Genomic DNA, 19,850 nt, shown 5'->3' with positions numbered 1-19,850 from the left:
GCGTCTACCGGTCTAGATCGCGCCCTTCCCCTCCCCTCCGGGAAGCGAGCATTTCATGGCCGAGCCGACCCCTCCCGTCGCCATCATCATGGGCAGCCAGTCCGACTGGGCGACCATGCGCCACGCCGCCGAGACGCTGTCGGCGCTTGATATCGGGCATGAGGCTCTGATCGTCTCGGCGCATCGCACACCCGAGCGCCTGTTCGACTTCGCCAAGGGCGCCAAGGCCAAGGGCTACAAGGTCGTGATCGCCGGTGCCGGTGGCGCCGCCCATCTGCCCGGCATGGCGGCCTCTCTGACGCCGCTGCCGGTATTCGGCGTACCGGTCGAATCGAAGGCGCTCTCCGGACAGGACAGCCTGCTCTCGATCGTGCAGATGCCGGCCGGCATCCCGGTCGGAACCCTGGCCATCGGCCGTGCCGGCGCCGTCAACGCCGCGCTGCTCGCCGCAGCCGTACTGGCCCTCAACGACGCCCCCCTCGCGGAGCGCCTCGACGCCTGGCGTCGGCGCCAGAGCGAGGCGGTCGCGCTGCAGCCGGTGGACGGCCAATGAGCCGGCCCGATCCCACTGGCCTTGCCCCCGGCGCCGTGCTCGGCATCCTCGGCGGCGGCCAACTCGCCCGCATGCTGGCGCTTGCGGCGGCAGATCTCGGCGTGCGCGCCCATATCTTCGCGCCCGAGCCCGACAGCCCTGCCTATGAGGTCGCGGCCCGCCACACCATCGGCGCCTATGAGGACGAGGCAGCGCTGGCGGCGTTTGCCGATGCCGTCGATGTCGTGACCTACGAATTCGAGAACGTGCCGGCCGCCACCGCCGCCTTCCTCGCCGCGCGCACCCCGCTGCATCCCGGCGCCCGGGCCCTGGCGGTCACGCAGGACCGGCTCACCGAGAAGCGCTTCGTCTCCGAACTCGGCCTCGCCGTCGCGCCCTTCCGCCAGGTCGATTCGCTCGGCGATCTCGAGCAGGCCGTCGCCGCGCTCGGCCGGCCCAGCGTGCTGAAGACCCGCCGCTTCGGCTATGACGGCAAGGGCCAGGTCAAGATCGCCGCCGACACTGACCTCGCGCAGGCGTGGGAGGAGATCGGGCACTTCCCCGCGATCCTCGAAGGTTTCGTCAGCTTCGCCCGCGAGGTCTCGGTCGTCGCCGCGCGCGGCAGCGACGGCAGCTTCGCCGCCTTCGACGTTTGCGAGAACGAGCATCGCGATCACATCCTGGCGCTGACCCGCGTTCCCGCGCGGATCGGCGCCGCGGCGAGCGCTGCCGCGATCGACGCCGCAAGGCGCATCGGCGAGGCGCTCGCCTATGTCGGCGTCTTCGCGGTCGAGTTCTTCATCGTCGAGGACGCCACGGGCGAGCAGGTCGTGGTCAACGAAATCGCCCCGCGCGTCCATAATTCCGGGCACTGGACCAGCGAAGGCGCGCAGACCTCGCAGTTCCACCAGCATGTCCGCGCCGTCTGCGGCTTTCCGCTTGGTGCCGCGACCCGGCGCGGGCATGTCACCATGGAAAACCTGATCGGCGACCGGGTCCATGACTGGCGTGCCATTCTGGCCGAGCCGAACGCCCATCTGCACCTCTACGGCAAGCGCGAGGCCAGGCCCGGCCGCAAGATGGGCCATGTCACGCGCGTCGTCCCCGAAAGCGCCTGAACCGACCGAGACTGCCGATAATCCCAGTGTCATCGCAGGCTTCGCCGCCCTGCAGCGTGGACAGGGTGCCGGAATTCTGGTAACGGCACGGCCTTCTAGGCGGTTTTCCTCGAGGGGGCTCCGCCGGCGATCCAGGCCAACCAGTAACCACGGACCAAAAACGTGCAGATTCTCGTTCGCGACAATAATGTCGACCAGGCTCTCCGCGCGCTGAAGAAGAAGCTGCAGCGTGAAGGCGTATTCCGCGAGATGAAGCTCCGCGGTCACTACGAGAAGCCCTCCGAAAAGAAGGCACGCGAAAAGGCCGAGGCCGTCCGCCGCGCCCGCAAGCTGATGCGCAAGAAGCTCCAGCGCGAGGGCCTGCTGCCCGCGCCGGTGAAGCCGAAGCGCCCCGCAGCGACCGCATCGCGCCCCGCCCAGCCCTGACCGGCAAGCCAAGTCCATGATGCCTGACGCCCGCCCGCTTTTGCGGGCGTCGTTGCTTTTTCCGGCATCATTAACCAAAAGTTGTCACGCTTCGGGCGTTTGATCGGAGACGAACGTTTCGCCGAGAGCTGGCGCTACGAAAAGGGGCAAGACCGAGAGCGATGAGACAGAGCATCTTCCGAGGCAGGAACTGGCTGACCGCGCTTGGCCTCGCCGCCGCGCTCGCCGGCTGCGACACGGTCAGCATGAATTCCGGCGCCGGGATCGCCGAACTGCAGACCGAGAACACGGAAAACGCCAGCGTCAACATCGGCTCGTTGACCGAGGTCATCAACCGCAACCCGAACGACCCTCAGGCCTACAATACCCGCGGTGCCGCCTATGCCCGCATCGGCCGCTATTCGGACGCGATCTCTGATTTCAGCAAGGCGACCCAGCTCGACCCGAACTTCGCCCCGGCCTTCACCAACCGGGCGCTCGCTTTGCGCCAGACCGGCCGCAACGACGCGGCGCTGCAGGACTTCACCCGCGCCACCACTGCCAATCCGAACTACGGCCCGGCCTATGTCGGCCGCGCCAACCTGCTGCGTGCCCAGGGCAACAGCCAGCAGGCGCTGGCTGACCTCAACACCGCGATTCGTCTCAACCCGGAATCGGCCGAGACTTTCCATGCCCGCGGGTTGGTCTACCAGAAGGAAGGCCAGCACCAGCACGCTGTCACCGATTTCGACTCGGTGATCGACCGCAACCCCTACAACGCCCCGCCCTACATCGCCCGTGGCGAGAGCCTCAACGCGCTCGGCAAATACGAATCGGCGCTGGAGGACTTCACCGCCGCCCTCAACGTCGACAACCGCAATGCCGCCGCCTGGGCCGGCCGCGGCTTCGCCTTCGAGAAACTCGGCAAGAAGAACGAGGCGAGCGAGGCCTACCAGCGCGCGCTCGGCCTCGACGGCAACAACCAGACGGCCCGCGCCGGCCAGGCCCGCCTCGGCGGCGGCGGCATCTTCCGGATGTGAGCCACCCTGCCCGGTCGGGATTTCCGGCCGGGCAACCGAGAAATGCCTTTCCGGCCTGCCATTCCAAGAGGCCGGTCGGATCGGCGCGCTTCCCTGCAAATTGCTTCCTACTGCCGCGGCTCGTCCTGCGTAGCCAGAACCACGTCGCTCGCCGGCAGCGCGCCCGCCGCCTGATCGGCTAGGAAGCGCCGGATTTCCGGCACAGCCCCCTGCGACACTAGGTTCCCGTGATTGCCTTCCGGGAAGCGGACGAAGCGCTTCGGCGCGTTCGCCAGCGCAAACAACGCCTCGCCCTGGCTGTAGGGAATGACCGTGTCGCGCGCGCCATGCAGGAACAGCACCGGCCCGCGCACCTTGCCGATCGCAAGATCCGAGCGGAACTGGTCGTGCATCATCAAGGCGACCGGCACAAAGGGATAGACCTGCTGCGCCACCGCGGCGGTCGACATGTAGGGCGCCTCGAGGATCACGGCCCTGAGCGGCTTGCTGGCGGCGAGCTTGAGCACCACCCCGGTGCCGAGCGATTCGCCATATCCGACCAGCCTGTCGGCTCCGAAACGAGCCGCAGCCGCGTCATAGGCCGCGAGCGCGTCCTGCTCCAGCCCCGCCTCGCTCGGCGCGCCCGTCGAACCGCCATAGCCGCGATAGTTCACCGCGAACAGCCCGGTGCCGTCCTCAGTCAGCGCCCGGAACCGGGCCTGCCGGCCCGGACCGAAATTGCCCGCATTGCCATGGAAGAACAGCAGCACGGGCTTGCCCTCGCGCGGCGGCACCACCCAGGCGATCAGCGTCTCGCCATCCGCCGTGGTCAGCCGGGCCTCGCCGACGCCGGGCAGATTGGCCGCCGCGATCTCGGCTCGCGCCGGATTGCGCGGATAGAGCAGATCGCGCTGCTTGATGTAGAGCAGCCCCAGCACGCCGGCATAGGCGCTCGCCAGAGCAATCGTGGTGATGGCGAGGAACCGCCTCATCGCAGCCGCTTGACCATTTCGACGGCGTGCGGCTGGAAGCCGAAGCGCTGGTAGAGCCGTTCGGCGCCCGCATTGCCGGCGAGCACACCGACCCCCAGCGCAGCGACGCCCTGCTCGCGCGCATAGCCCTCCGCCTCATCCAGAAGGGCCGCGGCGACGCCGCGTCCGCGATAGGGTTCGCCGACCACCAGGGTCGTGACATAGGCTTGGTGCCGCAGATCGGCGCGCAGGAACGGCCCGCCATCGGTAAGGACGCAGCAGACATAGCCGGCGATCGCACCGTCGACCACGGCGACCAGCGCGACGCCGCCGCGCGCCGCCATCTGCTTCTCATCATCGGCGAGGCAGGCCTCGGCATCCTCGCGGTCGAGCGCCCGGTCGCCGGAGACGGTCTGCTCATGGCGATTGAGTTCCCAATGCAGGGCGATGACCGCCTCGCGGTCCTGCGGTTGGAACGAGCGGATCAGCAATTCAGGCATGGAGTTTCCAACAAAAAAGGGCCAGCATCGAAGCCGGCCCTTTGCGACATTGCTATGGCGGGCGGCTCAGTGCGCCATCGCCTTGACGATCTCGTCGGTGACCTTCTTGGCGTCGCCGAACAGCATCATCGTGTTGGGCCGGAAGAACAGCTCGTTCTCGACGCCGGCATAGCCCGCCGCCATGCCGCGCTTGATGAACAGCACGGTCTTGGCCTTCTCGACGTCGAGGATCGGCATGCCGTAGATCGGCGAGGTCTTGTCGGTCTTGGCGGCCGGGTTGGTGACGTCGTTGGCGCCGATGACGAAGGCGACGTCGGCCTGGCCGAATTCCGAGTTGATGTCCTCGAGCTCGAAGACCTCGTCATAGGGCACGTTGGCCTCAGCCAGCAGCACGTTCATATGACCGGGCATGCGGCCCGCCACCGGGTGGATGGCGTACTTGACCTCGACGCCCTCCTTCTTGAGGAGGTCGGCCATCTCGCGCAGCGCGTGCTGGGCCTGCGCCACCGCCATGCCGTACCCCGGCACGATCAGCACCTTGCCGGCATTCTTCATGATGTAGGCGGCGTCGTCCGGCGAGCCCTGCTTGACCGGGCGCGCCTCGACCGCGCCACCCGCGCCGGCCGCGGCTTCATCGCCGCCGAAGCCGCCGAGGATGACGGAGATGAAGCTCCGGTTCATCGCCTTGCACATGATGTAGGACAGGATCGCGCCGGAGGAGCCGACCAGCGCGCCGGTGATGATCAGCGCCATGTTGCCGAGCGTGAAGCCGATACCCGCCGCTGCCCAACCCGAATAGGAGTTCAGCATCGACACGACGACCGGCATGTCAGCGCCGCCGATCGGGATGATCAGCAGGATGCCGAGCGCGAAGGAGACCAGAACGATCAGCCAAAAGACGGCATGGTTCTCGCTCTTCAGGAAGAACATGAGCAGCACGAAGAGCGCAATGCCGAGGCCGATATTGATGGCGTGGCGCTGCGGCAGCATGATTGGCTTGCCGCTCATCCGCCCGTCGAGCTTGAGGAAGGCGATGATCGAGCCGGTGAAGGTGATCGCGCCGATCGCGACACCGAGCCCCATCTCGAACAGGCTGGCGGCCTTGATCTTGTTGACCTGGCCGATGCCGAACGCTTCCGGCGCATAGAGCGCGGCGGCCGCCACCAGCACGGCGGCGAGGCCGACCAGCGAGTGGAAGAAGGCGACGAGCTGCGGCATCTGCGTCATCTGCACGCGCTTGGCCATGTAGGCGCCGAAGCCGCCGCCGATCGCGATGCCGAGGATGACGAGCAGCCAGCCGGAGAAGCCGGCCGGCGGATAGAAGATCACCGTGGTCAGCACGGCGATCGCCATGCCGATCATGCCGTAGCGGTTGCCCTGGCGCGAGGTCGTCGGGTGCGACAGCCCGCGCAGGGCCATGATGAAGAGGACGCCGGAAACGACGTAGAGCAGGGCGGAGAGGTTCGCGGCCATGCGCTCAGCCCTTCTTCTTGTACATCGCGAGCATCCGCTCGGTGACGAGGAAGCCGCCGAAGATGTTCACCGAGGCGAGTACCAGGGCGATGAAGCCGAACACCTTGGCCCAGAGCGGCCCGTCGCCCATCGCGGGCGCCGCCTGGACGCCGACGGCGAGCAGCGCGCCGACGACGATGACCGAGGAGATCGCGTTGGTGACCGACATCAGCGGCGTGTGCAGGGCCGGCGTCACCGACCAGACCACGTAGTAGCCGACGAAGACGGCGAGGACGAAGATCGCGAGGCGGAAAACCGTCGGGTCGACGCCGGTCGCGGCGCCCGCGGCATGGGCCGCCTGCTCCGCGTACTTCTCGGCGAGCTCGGCGGCCTGCTTGGCAAGCGCGGCGGCCGAGCGGGCCTGTTCGAGCGCCTGTTCGGGGGTCGGATTAGCCATGATGTGACACTCCCTGGTCGGCCGCTCAGGCCTTGGGCGCGAAATTCGGATGGATGACAGCGCCGTCCTTGGTCAGGCAGGTCGCCTTGACCAGCTCGTCTTCCCAGTTCACCGCGAGCTTCCGCTCCTTCTTGTCGATCAGGGTCTCGACGAAGGCGAAGAGGTTCTTGGCGTAGAGGCTGGAGGAGGTCGCAGGCAGTCGGCCGGGCACGTTGAGATGGCCGACGATCTTGACGCCATTAGCCGTCATCACCGTCTCGCCGGGCTTGGCGAGCTCGCAATTGCCGCCGCGCTCGACCGCGAGGTCGACGATGACCGAACCTGCCTTCATGCTCTCAACCATGGCGGCCGAGATCAGCTTCGGCGCCGGCCGTCCGGGAATCAGGGCGGTGGTGATAACGATGTCCTGCTTGGCGATATGGCTCGCCGTCAGCTCGGCCTGCTTGGCCTGGTATTCCTTGGACATTTCCTTGGCGTAGCCGCCGGCGGTCTGCGCCTGCTTGAACTCCTCGTCCTCGACCGCGAGGAACTTGGCACCGAGCGATTCGACCTGCTCCTTGGTCGCCGGTCGCACGTCCGTCGCGGTGACGATCGCGCCCATGCGGCGCGCGGTGGCGATCGCCTGCAAGCCGGCGACGCCGACGCCCATGATGAAGATCTTGGCCGCCGGCACGGTGCCCGCCGCCGTCATCATCATCGGTAGCGCCCGGCCATATTCGGCTGCGGCGTCGACGACGGCGCGATAGCCCGCGAGATTCGCCTGCGAGGACAGAACGTCCATCACCTGCGCACGCGTGATGCGCGGCATGAACTCCATGGCGAAGGCGGCGACGTTCGCCTTGGCCAGAGCCTCGACCTGCGCCTCGCTGCCATAGGGGTCCATGATGCCGACGACGAGCGCGCCGGCGGGCAGGCCATTGATCTCGGCTTCGGCCGGGCGGCGCACCTTCAGGACGATTTCCGCCCCGGCCACCGCCTCGGCGGCGCTGGCGGCGATTTTGGCGCCGGCCGCCTCATATTCCGCATCGCTGATGCCGGACGTTGTGCCGGCACCTTTCTCGACCACGACCTCGGCACCGAGGCCGATGAACTTGCGGACGGTTTCCGGCGTCGCAGCGACGCGGGTCTCCGCCCCTTGCGTTTCCGCGGGGACAGCAATGCGCATGGGGAGGCCGGGCCTTTCGGGCTTTACAGGAGGAGGAGCGCGAGCAGCATCAGGGCGAACGGCACGGCCGGAGCGCGCCAGCCGATCGAGGGCGCCGCGATGCCGACACCGGTGCTGACCAGCGCCAGCAGGGTGCCGACGATCGCCGTGCCCCAGGCATGCTTGGTGCCGCCGACGGCGAGCGCCGTGACGATGGTCAGGCAGGCGACCGTGGCGATCTCGGCGAAGCGCACGAAGCCATGATAGGTGCCTTCATGCTCCGCATAGTCCATCTGCGGAATGTCTGCGGCGTGATGTCCGTGGTCGGCCATGAAAAATGGTCCCTGCTCTATGAAAATCCTGTTGCCCTGTAGCGCACTGGCGCGGCCGATGGCAACGCATGACACCATGCCGCCCGCCTCATTGCTAGGCAACCGCGGGGCGAAACCGACGTAGCGTCAGGGCGTTCGGACGCAAGGCGCACGGCAGGTCGGCGTCAGGGCATCAATTCCGGTGGAATCCGGCGGGGTTCGTAGGTTCGCGGCGCGTTCTTCTGCACCCAGCCGAAATAGCCCCAGACGAAGCCCACTCCGACGAAGATGACCCAAAGCATGCTCAGCTCCCCAGTCATCGCCAGCAGCACGAGCGGCAGGGCGACCATCAGCAGCCCCATGACGATCAGCATCACCTGGATGAAGGCGATGCGCGCCTCGCTGACGCCGGAGGAATAGCGGACCTTGCCGGGCAGGCGCGCGGCGAGCGTTCCGTGCAGGTCCTCCAAGAAGGAACGATAGACCCGGCTACGTTCCTCGTCGGGGTAGCCATAGGCCGTGCTGGAGCTCACGATCAGCGGCGGCGCTCCCGAAAACGCAATGGAACAGGTGCCGAAATCGCCCTGCCGGGCGATATGCGCCGTCGAAAGATGCACGCCTGAGATCTCGGAGAACGGCCTTGCGACCTCGCCCTGCGGCGTGCTCCAGAACAGCAGGTCGCCGTCGAGCCCGACGCCCTCGTCACTCTGCTTCAGAGTAAACCCACCGGCGCCGCGCCGCACGAACAACCCGTAGCGACGCCGCTCTTCGCCCGCTTCCGCCTCGGCTTCCGCGCCCTGCCTGGCCATGTCCGCCCCCCTGCCCGCACTGCACGAGGCTTGTGCCGACATGAGGCATTATGGCGCAGCTGCTCAGGCGCCGGCCAGCCCCGCTGCCGAAAGGGCAGCCTCTTGTGCACCCGCCACCCGCGCGACGCTGAAATCCTCGATCTCCTGCTCGAACAGCCGGTGGAAATTCAGCTCGGCGTCGAGCTGCAGGAAGACGCCGCCAAGGCCGATCGCGGCGCGGTCCATGAAGACGAATTCGCGCGGCACCGTCACCGGCCCGCGCGCCTTGAGCGCGCTATGGACCTGGAAAGCCTGCTTCCGGCCGTACTCGGCCGGGCTGACGCCCTCGGCGATGCGGCGGGTGCGATCCTCGAGCAGCGGCCCGTAGATGAAGCGCGCCCAGATGTTGAGCGTGTCGATCAGCTCCTTGGTCAGCCCCTTGAAGCCCCAGACCTCATAGGCATGGACGACGCGCGTCTCGTCGCCCTCCAGCAGGCCCCGGTAGAGGTCGACCACGCCGCCGACGAAGCTCGGCGGGAAGATCCGGATGCAGCCATAATCGAGCAGGTTGATGCCCCGGGGCTCGCCGGCCTCCTGGAAGACCGTGTAGTTTCCGAGATGCGGATCGCCATGGATGACGCCATGATGGCTGAAGGGCCGCCACCAGGCCCGGAACATCGCGGTCGAGATTCTATCCCGGACCTCCTGGCTCGCCTGCTTGTGGGCAAGGATCTTGTCGCCATCCAGCCAGTGCATGGTCAGCAGCCGGCGCGTCGACAATTCGGCGACCACGCCCGGCACCCGCACCTCGGGCGTTTCGGCGAGCATGTCTTGGTAGAGCGCCGCGTGCTTCGCCTCGCGCCGGTAGTCGAGTTCCTCGCGGACGCGGGCGCTGATCTCCTTGGCGATCTCGCTGGTGTCGATCACCGCGCCCATGCGCCGGTGCAGTCCGAACAGGATTTCAAGCTGGGCGATATCGGCCTCGACCGCCGATTCCATGTCGGGATACTGCAGCTTGCAGGCCAGAGGCGCGCCATCCTGCGAGGTGGCACGGTGCACCTGACCAAGCGAGGCCGCGGCCGCCGGCTTCAGGTCGAACTCGCGGAAGCGCTCGCGCCAATTGGCGCCGAGCTCTGCCTGCATGCGGCGCTTGACGAAGGCCGCCCCCATGGGCGGCGCCTCGGATTGCAGCTTCTGCAACTCGGCGGCGTATTCCGGCGGCACCACGTCGGGGATGGTGGCGACGAGCTGCGCCACCTTCATCAGTGGCCCCTTCAGACCACCCAGCGCCTTGGCCAACGCCTCGGCATTGGTCGCGTTGCGGCCCTCGAGTCCGAACAGTTTCGTGCCCGCGATCCGCGCCGCGACCCCGCCGACATTGGCGCCGACACGGGCATAGCGTGCCGCGCGGGCAGAGAATCGGTTGGCTTCGCTATCGCGTTCGGACATCGGGTCTCGCTGGGCCTGAGCGGGCTTGTCCGGCCAATGTAGGTGCCGCCCCGGCCAAGCTCCAGCCCTCGACCCTTCTCAACCCGGCGCCAGCCCGGGCCAGTAGAGCCCATTCGCCGTCGGGCGCTTGCCGAAGATCGCCTGCCCGACCCTGACGACATTGGCGCCCTCTTCTATCGCTGCCTCGAAGTCGCCGGACATGCCCATGGAGAGCTCGCCGAGGCCGGCATGCAGCTTCACGACGTCGTCGCGGAGCCGACGCAGCAGGCGAAAGCACGGCCGAACCCGCTCCATCTCGTCGCTGAACAGCGCCAGCGTCATCAGCCCGCGCGGCCGCAGCCTCGGGAAGTCCGGCAAGGCCTCAACGAAGGCTCTCAAGGCGTCGGGATGCAGCCCGTACTTGCTCTCCTCGCCCGAGGTGTTGACCTGGACATAGACGTCGAGGCTGCGCCCTTCCGCCGTCAGCCGGGCGTCGAGCAAAGCCGCCAGCTTCAAGCTGTCCAGCGCATGGAACTCGACGGCGAAGCGCGTCAGCTGGCGGACCTTGTTGCTCTGCAGATGGCCGACGATGCTCCACGCCACCGGCAGGTCGGCGAGCGCCTCCTGCTTGCCCTGCGCCTCCTGGATCTTGTTCTCGCCGAACCGGTCGATGCCGGCAGCGAAGGCGTGCCGCAGCATCTCAGCCGGCACGGTCTTGCTGATCGGCAGCAGCCGCACCGAATCCGGATCGCGCCCGGCGCGCCGGCAGGCGGCGGCGATCCGCTCGTGGACGGCGGCGAGGTTCTGCCTGAACATCGCCTCGGGATCGGGGCCGAAACGAGCTGCGAGGTCGCCCGGAACCGACGCTGCGATGTTCATGACGCGCCTTCCTCCGCTACCAACTCGGCCACGACATGGTCGCTGGCGCGCTCGCCCTGCCGCAGGCCGGCGGCGACGCCGGCCCGATCCTCTGCACTGCGGTTCTGGCTCATCTTGCGCTTGCCCATCAGCCGGGTGACCGGCATGCGCAATCCGACGATGCCGCGCAGCTGCGCCGCGACGAAGGCCTCCGGCGCATCCGACACCGCCCAGGCTTCGACGCGGGGCCGCTCGTGCAGATCCGTCAGGCGCGTCACAACCTCACGCAGGCGCGCCGGATCGTCGAAGAACTCGACTGGCCCCGAGGCCTGCACCGCGACATAGTTCCAGGTCGGCACGACCTTCCCGTGCTCGCGCTTGGCCGCATACCAGCTCGGCGTGACGTAGGCGTCCGGCCCCATGAAGATCGCCATCGCTTCGCCCAGCACCGGCGCCTGCCATTGCGGGTTGGCCCGGGCGAGATGACCGTAGAGCGTGCCGAACTCGCCCTCGCTCTCGTCGAGGAACAGCGGCAACGGCGTCGCCATCAGGCCCTGCGGCGTCGCCGTGACAAAGTTGCAGAGGCGCGCGGCCCGCATCAGCGCATGGAGCACATGGGTATCGTCTTCGCGAAAGGCCGGGGGCGTGTACATGGCAGGTCCTGTTGATCGGCTTCACGCTAAGGCCATACTGGACCGCGCAAAATATCCAGTTTAAGGATTTTTATCTGGTCCAGTCAGCGAGGTGCTGTCGTGACATTGGCTGGTCCGCATGGCGCCCGGGGCATCTACACCGCGCTGAAGGCGCAGATCGCCTCCGGCGTCTATCGCCCAGGCGCACCCCTGCCCTCGACTCGGGCGCTCGCTGCCGAGCTCGGGGTCTCGCGCACGACCGTGACTGCGGCCTATGAGCAGCTGCATTCGGAAGGGTTTCTCACCGGCCGCCAGGGCGCACGCACCCGCGTCGCAGCAATGCCGGCGGCAGCCAAGCCGGAAGTGCCCAACACAGGCGCAAACGAGGCGAGGCCAACTCTCTCCCGCTTCGGCGAACGCGTCGCTGCGACAATCCTTCCGGCGCGCCCGCAGGCGCCTTCCGGGCTTGTCGCCGATTTCCGCTATGGCGATCTCGCCTCGACCGATTTCCCGGCCGACATCTGGAAGCGAGCGGTCACCATGGCGGCGAGCCGGCGGCCGCGGCGGATGAGCTATGATGCGCCGGCTGGCGCGGATGAACTGCGCCAGGCGCTGCAGGCCTATCTCTGGCGCGCCCGCAGCCTGCGCTGCGAGATGGAGCAGATCGTCATCGTCAACGGCTCGCAGCAGGGGCTCGATCTCTGCGCCCGGCTGCTGCTCGAACCCGGCGAGAGCTTCGTCGTCGAGGACCCCTGCTATGGCATGGCACGGCAGGTCTTCGCCGCGGCGGGCGGCATCGCCATCCCGGTCGAGGCCGACCAGGAAGGGTTGAGGACCGACCGGCTCGCCACGCTGTCCGCCCGGCTCGCCTATGTCACGCCCTCGCACCAGTACCCGCTCGGCGGGGTCATGCCGGTCGCCCGCCGGTTCGAATTGCTCGCCTGGGCACGTCGTTGCGGCGCCTGCGTGATCGAGGACGACTACGACAGCGAATACCGCTACGACATCGCACCGGTCCCGCCGCTTCACGCGCTCGCCGAGGGCAGCGAGATCATCTATCTCGGCACCGTCTCAAAGGCGCTCTCGCCGACGATCCGGCTCGGCTATCTCGTGCTGCCACCGGCGCTCGCCCCGGTCTTCACCACCGCCAAGGCGCTGGCCGACCGCCACGCGCCGGGGCTCGAGCAGCACGCGCTGACGATCTTGCTCGAAAGCGGCGCCTATGAGCGCCATGTCCGCCGCAGCCGCAGGCGCAATGCCGAGCGGCGCGCGACCCTGCTGGCGGCCCTCGCCCGCCGGCTCGGCGACCGCGTCGTCGTCGCCGGGGCTGATGCCGGCCTGCATGTCGTGGTCTGGTTCCGCGACATCGCGGCCGCGGATGAACTCGCCTTCGTCGCGCGGGGGCGGGAGCGCGGCATCGGCGTCTACCCGATCGGCCCGCTCTACATGTCTCCCGAGACCGCCGCCCGGCCGGACATGGCCGGCCTCGTCATCGGCTACGCCAGCGTCGAGCCCCAGGAGATCGAGCGCGGTGTCGCGATCCTGACCGAGTTGGTCGAGGCGTTCAGCGCCGCGCCTTGAGGTCGGCGCGGACCTCATCGGCGCTCGCCGGCCGGCCTCCCGCCGCCTCGACGCGCGCCACCAGCTCCGCGATCAGCTCCCGATTGCTGCGCGTCTCGCCGAAATGCGCGTCCTCCAGCCCGGCGCGGACATGGACGCCGCGCACGACCGCGTGCGGGATCAGCGCGCCGAGCTCGACGCCGAGCCCCGCGATCATCACCGGAGCACCGGGCGCGCATTCGTCGAGCAAGGCAAGATGCGCCTCGAGTCCGAAGAGCTTCGGCGGAAAGCCCCAAGCAAAGGCATCGGAGAACATCAGCCGGTAGATCGGCATCGGCATGCCGGGATAGGCCTTCGCGAGGCCCGCGCCGAGGCGGGTGAAGCCCGGCTCGTAGATCGCGAAGCTCGGATGCACCTTGTGGCGCTGCGCCACCTCCATGCCCTCGCGGATATGCTCGCCCGGGTTCTGGTAGATGAAGCCGGCTTCGCCTGCGGGCATGCCGGCATAGGTCATCCAGTTGCAGGAGCCGGGATCGAGCACGCCCCATTCGACGAGGCCGCGCTTCGCAAGCTCCTCGAGATGCGTGTAGCGGCCGGAACCGTGCATGTCGCCGGCATAGGCCGAGCCCATGATCGGGATGGTCGGATAGACGATGGCATCGACCTTCGCCCGGATGCCTTCGATCGCCCGGGCATAGAGCTCCCAGTCGTCGCGCTGGCGGCCGGTCTCGACATCGTAGACATGCAGATGGACGATCGACGCCCCCGCCTCGACGACGGCGATCCCGTCGGCGACGATCTCCTCGATCGCGATCGGGATGCCGGGCTGGCGTTCCTTGCCCCAGGGGCCGTTGATCGCGGCCTCGACCCAGATCGGCGTCTTCATGCAGGAGTATCCTTTGGCCAGTTGTCGCGAATCCAGCGCGACAGCCCCTCTTCGTCGACTTCGCCCGCGGCGAGAGCAAGGATGGCTGCGGTGGCTTCCGGCTCGGGCACCAGGAAATCGATGCCGTTGAGACCGAGAAAAACAATCATGCTTGCGAACGCCGCCCGCTTGTTGCCGTCGACGAAGGGATGGTTGCGCGCAACACCGAAAGCGTAGGTCGCCGCGAGGGCCGCAAGGTCATGCTCGCCATAGGAATACTTGTTCGGAGCCCGTGCCAGCGCCGACTCCAGAAGCCCCTGATCGCGAATTCCAGCCGGCCCGCCGAACAGCGCGAGCTGCTCGGCGTGAATATCGACCACCAGCTCGACGCTGACCCAGATGGGCTCGGTCATTTCGCCAAAGCGCGATAGGTGTTCGCGTAGGTCTTGAACGAGCGGCGGGCGATCTCAAGCCCGCGCGCATGGGTATCGTCGTAGCGCGTCAGTTTCAGGCCGAGTTCCGGCTGCTCGACCACCGTCAGCTTGTCGCCTTCCGCCAGCTTCAGCCGCGCCAGCAGTTCCTTCGGCAGGATGATGCCGACCGAATTGCCGATCTTGCGGACTTGCAGGACCATGGCCTGCTCGCCGGCGGGCTTTTCGGGCTTGTTCATCGCCTGCTCCAAGGCTCGCGTTATACAGGACGTATAACAGAAAGAGCGGCGCCCGTCAGCGCCGCTCCGTCATCCCACGCAGTTTGGCGAACCGAACTCTCGGCCCGCCGATACCGCAAGCTCACTCGCCCTTGTTGACCGAGATCGGCTTCAGGGCGTTGTCGGGCAGGCCATACTTGGCGATGAGCGCGTCATAGGTGCCGTTCGCCTGCAGTCGCTCCAGCGCGCCCTTGACCGCATCGCGCAGCTGACCGCCCTCGGCGGTCTTCGGGAACGGGATGCCGGCCAGCGAGCGGGTGAAGGGCGTGCCGAGCACCACATAGGTGTTGGGCTCGAGCTTCTGGTTGTGGCTCATCGTCTCGCTGCCCTGGACGCCGCCCTGCAGGCGCTGCGTCTTGAGCTGCGTGCGGGCATCGACCGAGCCTTCCGTGCCGACGACGTTGATCGCCGGCTTGCCCTTGGCGACGCAGTTGGCCTCGCTCCACTCGCCGATCTGGCGGGGCCAGTTGGTCGAGCGGCTGGCGCCGACGGTCTTGCCGCAGAGATCCTCGGGGGTCTTGATCGAGCCCGCGAGCGCCGTGACCGTGTAAAACTGCGCGCCGGAGACCAGGTAGTTCACGAAATCGGCGGTCTCGCGACGGGCCGGCAGGTCGCTCATGCCGGCCATCACCATGTCGACGCGCCCGGTCTGCAGCGAGGGCAGCATCTGGGCGAAGGCGGTTTCCTGCCACTCGGCCTTGACGCCGAGCTCCTTGGCGATCGCCTCGCCGAGCTCGTAGTCGAAGCCCGTCATCGTGTTGGTCGCCGGGTCCTTGTAGACGATCGGCGCGTAGTTCGGCTGGGTCGCGATGACGATCTTGCCGGCGTTCTTGACGCGGTCCGGCAGGGCCTGGGCCTGCGCGGCGAGCGCGGTACCGGCGACGAGCGCGGCGGCGAGCGAAAGGCGAAGCATGGTGATCTCCCTGTTTTCTCGGGCCGAACTGGCCTGGCTTGAATTCACTTGAGGACAGCGGCGATGAAGTCGCGGGTCCTGGCTTGCTGCGGCGCGACCAGCACCTGCTGCGGATGGCCGCGCTCGACGATCTCCCCCTTGTCCATGAAGACGACGTCGCTGGCGACCTCGCGGGCAAAGCCGAGCTCATGGGTGACGACGATCATCGTCATGCCGCTGGCGGCAAGATCGCGCATCACGGCGAGCACCTCGCCGACGAGTTCGGGATCTAGCGCCGAGGTCGGTTCGTCGAACAGCATCAGCTTCGGCTTCATGGCAAGCGCCCGGGCGATCGCGATGCGCTGCTGCTGGCCGCCCGAAAGCTCGATCGGATAGGAATTGCGCTTCTCCGACAGGCCGACGCGGGCGAGCAGCTTCTCGGCCTCGGCTACCGCCTCCTGTCGCGGCCGCTTCAGCACCGTGACCGGACCCTCGATGATGTTCTCCAGCACGGTCAGGTGGTTGAACAGATTGAAGCGCTGGAAGACCATGCCGGTCGCAAGCCGCTGGCGCGCGATCTCGGCATCGCTCAGCTCGTGCAGCTCATTGCCCTTGATCCGGTAGCCGATCAGCTCGCCATCGACCCAGATCGCGCCCTGGTCGATCTTCTCGAGCTGGTTGATGCAGCGCAGCAGGGTGCTCTTGCCGGAACCGGACGGCCCGATGATGCACTGCACTGCGCCCGGCGCGATGGTCAGAGAGACATCGTTCAGCGCCCGCAACTCGCCGAAGCGCTTGGTGACGTTGGCGGCGGTGACGATGGCGTCCTGGGCGGCGGTGCTCATGCCCCGGCCTCCTCGGCAACCTGGACTTTGGCGCGGCGGTCTCCGCGGCCCTTGGAGAAATGACGTTCCAGGAAGAACTGCCCGATCTGCAGGATGGTCACGACGATCAGGTACCAGCCGGCGGCGACGATCAGCAATTCGATGACGCGGGCGTTGGCATAGTAGATCGTCTGCGCATTGCGCAGGATTTCGGAGAACTGGATCACGCTGGCGATCGAGGTCAGCTTGACCATGCTGATCACCTCGTTGCCGACCGGCGGGATGATCACCCGCATCGCCTGCGGCAGCACGATCCGGCGCAGCGTCGTCAGGCGGGTCATGCCGATCGACTTGGCGGCTTCCGTCTGGCCGACATCGACCGAGAGGATGCCGCCGCGCACGACCTCCGCCGTATAGGCGCCCTGGTTCATGCCGAGGCCGAGCAGCGTCGCCATGAAAGGCCCGATCACGTCGATGGTGCGCCATTCGATCACGCCGGGAATGCCGATCGTCGGGAAGACCAGCGCCAGGTTGAACCAGAGCAGGAGCTGCAGCAGCAGCGGCGTGCCGCGGAAAAACCAAATGTAGAACAGCGCGACGCCGCGCAGCACCGGGTTCGGCGACATGTACATGATCGCGAAGATCACGCCGAGCGCGATGCCGAGCGCCATGGCGCAGACGGTCATGATGATGGTGTTGACGAGCCCTGCGAGGATGGCGGGCGCCGTGAAGAACTGCCCGACGACCTTCCAGTCGATCTGGCCTTCGGCGAAGGCCTTGATGACCCAGGCCAGCACCAGGATGATCAGCGCCGCCGCGACCCAGCGCCCGTAATAGCGGCGCGGCACGAGCTTGAGGCCAGCGACCCCGGCGAGATCCCGCCCTATTCCAATTCCGACTGCGCTGGTCATCTCTGCGCTCCGCGCGTCCAATCTTCAAAAGCTGCCAGCCAGATGCGGAAGCGGGCGATCTGCTCGGCCACGCGCGCTGGCGCCGTGCCGCCGAAACCGCTGCGGGCGGCCACCGCAGCATCAAGGGTGAGACAGGCCCTTACATCCTCTGTGAGGCGCGGATCAATGGCGCGCAGCTCGACCGCGTCGAGATGCTCCAGTTCTCGGCCCATTTCCTCGCAATAGCGCACCAGCGAGCCCGATATCTCATGGGCCTCGGCGAAGGGCACGCCCTTGCGCGCCAGATAGTCGGCGACCTCGGTCGCGAGCGCGAAGCCGGCGCCGGCCTGGGCCCGCATCACCTCCGGCTTCGCTTCCATGGTCTCGACCATGCCGGCGAAGGCCGGCAGCACCTCGCCAAGCACATCGACCGCGTCGAAGGCTGAGCGCTTGTCCTCGGCGAGATCGCGGTTATAGGCGAGAGGCAGGCCCTTCAGCGCGCCCAGCATGGCGACGAGATCGCCGGTCAGCCGCGCCGCCCTGCCGCGCGAAAGCTCGGCGATATCCGGGTTCTTCTTCTGCGGCATGATCGAGGAGCCGGTGGCGAAGGCATCGTCGAGCACGACCCAGCCGAATTGGCGCGAGGTCCAGAGCGTCACCTCCTCAGCCAGCCGGGAGAGATTGGTGGCCAGCATCGCGGCTACGAACAGGAATTCCGCGACATGGTCGCGCGCGCCGACGGCATCGACCGAGTTTTCGCACGGCGCCTCATAGCCGAGCGCTTTGGCGCTCAGCTCCGGTGTCAGCGCGATCGCCGAGCCGGCTAGGGCCGCCGCGCCGAGCGGCGACTGGGTCGAGCGCCTGTCCCAGTCCTGCAGCCGGGTCGCGTCACGCGACAGCGCCTGGCCATGCGCCATCAGCCAATGGCCGAAGGTCACCGGCTGGGCGCTCTGCAGATGGGTGAAGCCTGGGCAGACGGAGGCGGCATGTTGCTCAGCCTGTCCGGCCAGCGCCTCCAGCAGTTCGGCCAGCATCGTGCCGATCAACCGCGACTGCTCGCGCAGATAGAGCTTGAGATTGTTGGCGGCCTGGTCATTGCGCGAGCGCCCGGCCCTGAGCTTGGCGCCCGTCGCGCCGATGCGCGCCGTCAGGACGCGCTCGATGAAGGTGTGGATATCCTCGTCCTCGGGCCCGGGCAGCAACGTCCCGGCCGCGAACTCGCCGGCGATGCCATCGAGCGTCGCGACGATGAGCTTCGCCTCGTCAGGGCTCAGCAGCCCGGCCCGCTCGAGCTCGGCCGCATGGGCCTTGCCGCCGGCGATGTCCTGGGGCGCGAGGCGCGAATAGGCGCCAGCGGCGCTGGAAAGCCGCATCATCCGCGGGTCCGGCGGCTTGCGGAAGCGGCCACCCCAGAGGCGCGTGGTCTGATTCATGCTGACGGTCTCCCCTTCTCTAAAGACTGTCGCTTGACCCCGACCCCGGCAAACGAAACGATCTCCGGCAGGATAGTCGTAAAAGGAATATCTGATTGGCGAGCCCGAATCTCCCGCCCTCGACCACGGCACTGCGGGTCTTCCTTGCCGTGGCGCGGCTGGGATCGACGGCGAAGGCAGCTTCAGCCGTACACCTGACCCAGAGCGCGGTCTCCAAGCAGATCCAGGCGCTGGAGGAGCATCTTGGCATCGCCCTGTTCGAGCGCAGCCCTATCGGCCTCAAAGCCACCGAGGCCGGCAGGATCTACCGGCCCTATGCCGAGGCGGCGATCGAGCAGATGGAGCGTGGTGCCCGGCGTATCGCCGAAAGAGCCGCGCTCGGCCGGCCGATCCGGCTGCACCTCGTCGCGATCGCCGGCGAGCGCTGGCTGATGGAGCGCTTTCCGAGCTTCGCCCAGGCGCATCCCGAGATCGACGTGCAGTTCACCAATTTCATCAGCGAGAGCCAGACCGAAGACTCCGATATCGATATCGTCCATGGCACCGGCCCCTGGCCCGACCGCGAGGCGCATTATCTGTTCGGGCGTCAGGTGGCTCTGGTCGCGGCCCCTGCCCTGCTCGAGCGCATGGGCGGCTTCACCAGCCCGGCGGACATCCAGAAGATGACGCTGCTGCAGCATTTCCAGATGCCGGCCTTCTGGGCCGAGTTCACCGAGGCGCACGGCCTGCGTGGCGCTGTCCCAGCGCACACGGTACGCTATGGCTATTATTCGGTGATCATCCGTGCCGCCATGGCGGGGCTTGGCGTCGCGCTGGCGCCGCGCTGCTACGTCACCGAGGAACTGGCCTCGGGCACGCTGGTCAACCCGCTCAGCCTCGGTTTCGACAGCACCGTCGGCTGCTGGATGACGCTCAACCCGCGGGGACAGCGCGGCGCCGGCGTCGAGGCGCTGGTCGGCTGGCTGCGCGAGGAAGCGGCCCGCTTCGAGGCGGAGGCCAGCGGTTGAGGCCGGCCGAGCCTTGCTCTAAACCGAGCCGCCCGGCACTCGAGATGGCGAAGGC

At 67.6% G+C, this 19,850-nt stretch carries 23 protein-coding genes; 6 read left to right on the top strand and 17 right to left on the bottom strand.

Annotated features, from left to right (window positions below; translation table 11 throughout):
- Positions 1-55 precede the first annotated feature (55 nt).
- From purE to DK26_RS11170, 4 genes are all read left to right on the top strand, one after another.
- Complete coding sequence (gene purE / locus DK26_RS11185) at positions 56-553, top strand: 5-(carboxyamino)imidazole ribonucleotide mutase (protein ID WP_066471870.1); 498 nt, start codon at positions 56-58, stop codon at positions 551-553.
- On the top strand, positions 550-1,650 hold the full coding sequence (locus DK26_RS11180) for a 5-(carboxyamino)imidazole ribonucleotide synthase (RefSeq protein ID WP_066471868.1): 1,101 nt from the start codon (positions 550-552) through the stop codon (positions 1,648-1,650). Before purE ends, DK26_RS11180 begins: the two co-directional genes overlap by 4 nt.
- 162 nt (positions 1,651-1,812) lie before the next feature.
- Positions 1,813-2,076 (top strand): 30S ribosomal protein S21, encoded by a 264-nt coding sequence (gene rpsU / locus DK26_RS11175; protein WP_066471867.1) that lies wholly within the window; start codon positions 1,813-1,815, stop codon positions 2,074-2,076.
- A 161-nt stretch (positions 2,077-2,237) separates the two neighbouring features.
- On the top strand, positions 2,238-3,095 hold the full coding sequence (locus DK26_RS11170; protein ID WP_066471865.1) for a tetratricopeptide repeat protein: 858 nt from the start codon (positions 2,238-2,240) through the stop codon (positions 3,093-3,095).
- 107 nt (positions 3,096-3,202) lie between these two features.
- On the opposite strand, the gene DK26_RS11165 is transcribed toward DK26_RS11170, so the two are convergent.
- From DK26_RS11165 to DK26_RS11120, 10 genes are all read right to left on the bottom strand, one after another.
- The gene (locus tag DK26_RS11165) at positions 3,203-4,066 is read right to left on the bottom strand and encodes an alpha/beta fold hydrolase (RefSeq protein WP_066471863.1); all 864 of its coding nucleotides are present in this window, start codon (positions 4,064-4,066) and stop codon (positions 3,203-3,205) included.
- Positions 4,063-4,545 carry a GNAT family N-acetyltransferase gene (locus DK26_RS11160; protein WP_066471856.1) on the bottom strand — a complete coding sequence of 161 codons (483 nt, stop codon included), beginning with the start codon at positions 4,543-4,545 and terminating at the stop codon, positions 4,063-4,065. The genes DK26_RS11165 and DK26_RS11160 overlap by 4 nt, the downstream gene beginning before the upstream one ends.
- A gap of 66 nt (positions 4,546-4,611) precedes the next feature.
- Positions 4,612-6,018: an NAD(P)(+) transhydrogenase (Re/Si-specific) subunit beta gene (locus DK26_RS11155; RefSeq protein ID WP_066471854.1), complete on the bottom strand. Its 1,407-nt coding sequence runs from the start codon at positions 6,016-6,018 to the stop codon at positions 4,612-4,614.
- 4 nt (positions 6,019-6,022) lie between these two features.
- Positions 6,023-6,454: an NAD(P) transhydrogenase subunit alpha gene (locus tag DK26_RS11150; protein WP_066471851.1), complete on the bottom strand. Its 432-nt coding sequence runs from the start codon at positions 6,452-6,454 to the stop codon at positions 6,023-6,025.
- Between the two features lie 25 nt (positions 6,455-6,479).
- Positions 6,480-7,619 (bottom strand): Re/Si-specific NAD(P)(+) transhydrogenase subunit alpha, encoded by a 1,140-nt coding sequence (locus tag DK26_RS11145; protein ID WP_066471850.1) that lies wholly within the window; start codon positions 7,617-7,619, stop codon positions 6,480-6,482.
- 23 nt (positions 7,620-7,642) lie between these two features.
- Positions 7,643-7,930: an aa3-type cytochrome c oxidase subunit IV gene (locus DK26_RS11140; protein WP_066471848.1), complete on the bottom strand. Its 288-nt coding sequence runs from the start codon at positions 7,928-7,930 to the stop codon at positions 7,643-7,645.
- A gap of 164 nt (positions 7,931-8,094) precedes the next feature.
- Complete coding sequence (locus tag DK26_RS11135) at positions 8,095-8,718, bottom strand: hypothetical protein (RefSeq protein WP_066471846.1); 624 nt, start codon at positions 8,716-8,718, stop codon at positions 8,095-8,097.
- A 63-nt stretch (positions 8,719-8,781) separates the two neighbouring features.
- Positions 8,782-10,146 carry an AarF/UbiB family protein gene (locus DK26_RS11130; protein ID WP_066471844.1) on the bottom strand — a complete coding sequence of 455 codons (1,365 nt, stop codon included), beginning with the start codon at positions 10,144-10,146 and terminating at the stop codon, positions 8,782-8,784.
- 78 nt (positions 10,147-10,224) lie between these two features.
- On the bottom strand, positions 10,225-11,004 hold the full coding sequence (locus DK26_RS11125) for a YggS family pyridoxal phosphate-dependent enzyme (protein WP_066471843.1): 780 nt from the start codon (positions 11,002-11,004) through the stop codon (positions 10,225-10,227).
- Complete coding sequence (locus tag DK26_RS11120; protein WP_066471842.1) at positions 11,001-11,636, bottom strand: FMN-binding negative transcriptional regulator; 636 nt, start codon at positions 11,634-11,636, stop codon at positions 11,001-11,003. The genes DK26_RS11125 and DK26_RS11120 overlap by 4 nt, the downstream gene beginning before the upstream one ends.
- A gap of 99 nt (positions 11,637-11,735) precedes the next feature.
- On the opposite strand from DK26_RS11120, the gene DK26_RS11115 reads away from it, so the two are divergent.
- Entirely contained in the window at positions 11,736-13,196 is a 1,461-nt protein-coding gene (locus tag DK26_RS11115; protein ID WP_157089616.1) for a PLP-dependent aminotransferase family protein, read from the top strand.
- Here the strand turns inward: DK26_RS11115 and DK26_RS11110 are convergent.
- From DK26_RS11110 to argH, 7 genes are all read right to left on the bottom strand, one after another.
- Positions 13,180-14,061: a 3-keto-5-aminohexanoate cleavage protein gene (locus tag DK26_RS11110; RefSeq protein WP_066471839.1), complete on the bottom strand. Its 882-nt coding sequence runs from the start codon at positions 14,059-14,061 to the stop codon at positions 13,180-13,182. The two genes, DK26_RS11115 and DK26_RS11110, sit on opposite strands and share 17 nt — an antisense overlap.
- On the bottom strand, positions 14,058-14,453 hold the full coding sequence (locus DK26_RS11105) for a type II toxin-antitoxin system death-on-curing family toxin (protein WP_066471833.1): 396 nt from the start codon (positions 14,451-14,453) through the stop codon (positions 14,058-14,060). The genes DK26_RS11110 and DK26_RS11105 overlap by 4 nt, the downstream gene beginning before the upstream one ends.
- Positions 14,450-14,710, bottom strand: a complete 261-nt coding sequence (locus DK26_RS11100; protein WP_244494940.1) for an AbrB/MazE/SpoVT family DNA-binding domain-containing protein — start codon at positions 14,708-14,710, stop codon at positions 14,450-14,452. Before DK26_RS11100 ends, DK26_RS11105 begins: the two co-directional genes overlap by 4 nt.
- Before the next feature lie 121 nt (positions 14,711-14,831).
- Entirely contained in the window at positions 14,832-15,662 is an 831-nt protein-coding gene (locus DK26_RS11095; RefSeq protein ID WP_066471831.1) for an ABC transporter substrate-binding protein, read from the bottom strand.
- A 44-nt stretch (positions 15,663-15,706) separates the two neighbouring features.
- A complete protein-coding gene (locus DK26_RS11090; protein ID WP_066471829.1) occupies positions 15,707-16,486 on the bottom strand; it encodes an amino acid ABC transporter ATP-binding protein in 780 nt (259 codons plus the stop codon).
- Positions 16,483-17,376 carry an amino acid ABC transporter permease gene (locus tag DK26_RS11085; protein WP_066471826.1) on the bottom strand — a complete coding sequence of 298 codons (894 nt, stop codon included), beginning with the start codon at positions 17,374-17,376 and terminating at the stop codon, positions 16,483-16,485. The genes DK26_RS11090 and DK26_RS11085 overlap by 4 nt, the downstream gene beginning before the upstream one ends.
- Entirely contained in the window at positions 17,373-18,788 is a 1,416-nt protein-coding gene (gene argH, locus DK26_RS11080) for an argininosuccinate lyase (protein ID WP_066471824.1), read from the bottom strand. Before argH ends, DK26_RS11085 begins: the two co-directional genes overlap by 4 nt.
- A gap of 95 nt (positions 18,789-18,883) precedes the next feature.
- Between argH and DK26_RS11075 the strand changes: the two genes are divergently transcribed.
- Positions 18,884-19,795, top strand: coding sequence for a LysR substrate-binding domain-containing protein (locus tag DK26_RS11075; RefSeq protein ID WP_066471822.1), 912 nt, complete (start codon positions 18,884-18,886; stop codon positions 19,793-19,795).
- Positions 19,796-19,850: the final 55 nt, after the last annotated feature.

The sequence above is a fragment of the Allobosea sp. WAO genome, from assembly GCF_001509835.1.
Taxonomy (GTDB): Bacteria; Pseudomonadota; Alphaproteobacteria; order Rhizobiales; family Beijerinckiaceae; genus Allobosea.
This window is presented reverse-complemented; position numbering and strand designations above follow the sequence as displayed.

Excerpts from the sequence above, each read along its gene's own strand:
- purE (WP_066471870.1), top strand. The coding sequence starts at position 56 with ATGGCCGAGCCGACCCCTCCCGTCGCCATCATCATGGGCAGCCAGTCC.
- DK26_RS11180 (WP_066471868.1), top strand. The coding sequence starts at position 550 with ATGAGCCGGCCCGATCCCACTGGCCTTGCCCCCGGCGCCGTGCTCGGC.
- DK26_RS11170 (WP_066471865.1), top strand. The coding sequence starts at position 2,238 with ATGAGACAGAGCATCTTCCGAGGCAGGAACTGGCTGACCGCGCTTGGC.
- DK26_RS11165 (WP_066471863.1), bottom strand. The coding sequence starts at position 4,066 with ATGAGGCGGTTCCTCGCCATCACCACGATTGCTCTGGCGAGCGCCTAT.
- DK26_RS11160 (WP_066471856.1), bottom strand. The coding sequence starts at position 4,545 with ATGCCTGAATTGCTGATCCGCTCGTTCCAACCGCAGGACCGCGAGGCG.
- DK26_RS11155 (WP_066471854.1), bottom strand. The coding sequence starts at position 6,018 with ATGGCCGCGAACCTCTCCGCCCTGCTCTACGTCGTTTCCGGCGTCCTC.
- DK26_RS11150 (WP_066471851.1), bottom strand. The coding sequence starts at position 6,454 with ATGGCTAATCCGACCCCCGAACAGGCGCTCGAACAGGCCCGCTCGGCC.
- DK26_RS11145 (WP_066471850.1), bottom strand. The coding sequence starts at position 7,619 with ATGCGCATTGCTGTCCCCGCGGAAACGCAAGGGGCGGAGACCCGCGTC.
- DK26_RS11140 (WP_066471848.1), bottom strand. The coding sequence starts at position 7,930 with ATGGCCGACCACGGACATCACGCCGCAGACATTCCGCAGATGGACTAT.
- DK26_RS11135 (WP_066471846.1), bottom strand. The coding sequence starts at position 8,718 with ATGGCCAGGCAGGGCGCGGAAGCCGAGGCGGAAGCGGGCGAAGAGCGG.
- DK26_RS11130 (WP_066471844.1), bottom strand. The coding sequence starts at position 10,146 with ATGTCCGAACGCGATAGCGAAGCCAACCGATTCTCTGCCCGCGCGGCA.
- DK26_RS11125 (WP_066471843.1), bottom strand. The coding sequence starts at position 11,004 with ATGAACATCGCAGCGTCGGTTCCGGGCGACCTCGCAGCTCGTTTCGGC.
- DK26_RS11120 (WP_066471842.1), bottom strand. The coding sequence starts at position 11,636 with ATGTACACGCCCCCGGCCTTTCGCGAAGACGATACCCATGTGCTCCAT.
- DK26_RS11110 (WP_066471839.1), bottom strand. The coding sequence starts at position 14,061 with ATGAAGACGCCGATCTGGGTCGAGGCCGCGATCAACGGCCCCTGGGGC.
- DK26_RS11105 (WP_066471833.1), bottom strand. The coding sequence starts at position 14,453 with ATGACCGAGCCCATCTGGGTCAGCGTCGAGCTGGTGGTCGATATTCAC.
- DK26_RS11100 (WP_244494940.1), bottom strand. The coding sequence starts at position 14,710 with ATGAACAAGCCCGAAAAGCCCGCCGGCGAGCAGGCCATGGTCCTGCAA.
- DK26_RS11095 (WP_066471831.1), bottom strand. The coding sequence starts at position 15,662 with ATGCTTCGCCTTTCGCTCGCCGCCGCGCTCGTCGCCGGTACCGCGCTC.
- DK26_RS11090 (WP_066471829.1), bottom strand. The coding sequence starts at position 16,486 with ATGAGCACCGCCGCCCAGGACGCCATCGTCACCGCCGCCAACGTCACC.
- DK26_RS11085 (WP_066471826.1), bottom strand. The coding sequence starts at position 17,376 with ATGACCAGCGCAGTCGGAATTGGAATAGGGCGGGATCTCGCCGGGGTC.
- argH (WP_066471824.1), bottom strand. The coding sequence starts at position 18,788 with ATGAATCAGACCACGCGCCTCTGGGGTGGCCGCTTCCGCAAGCCGCCG.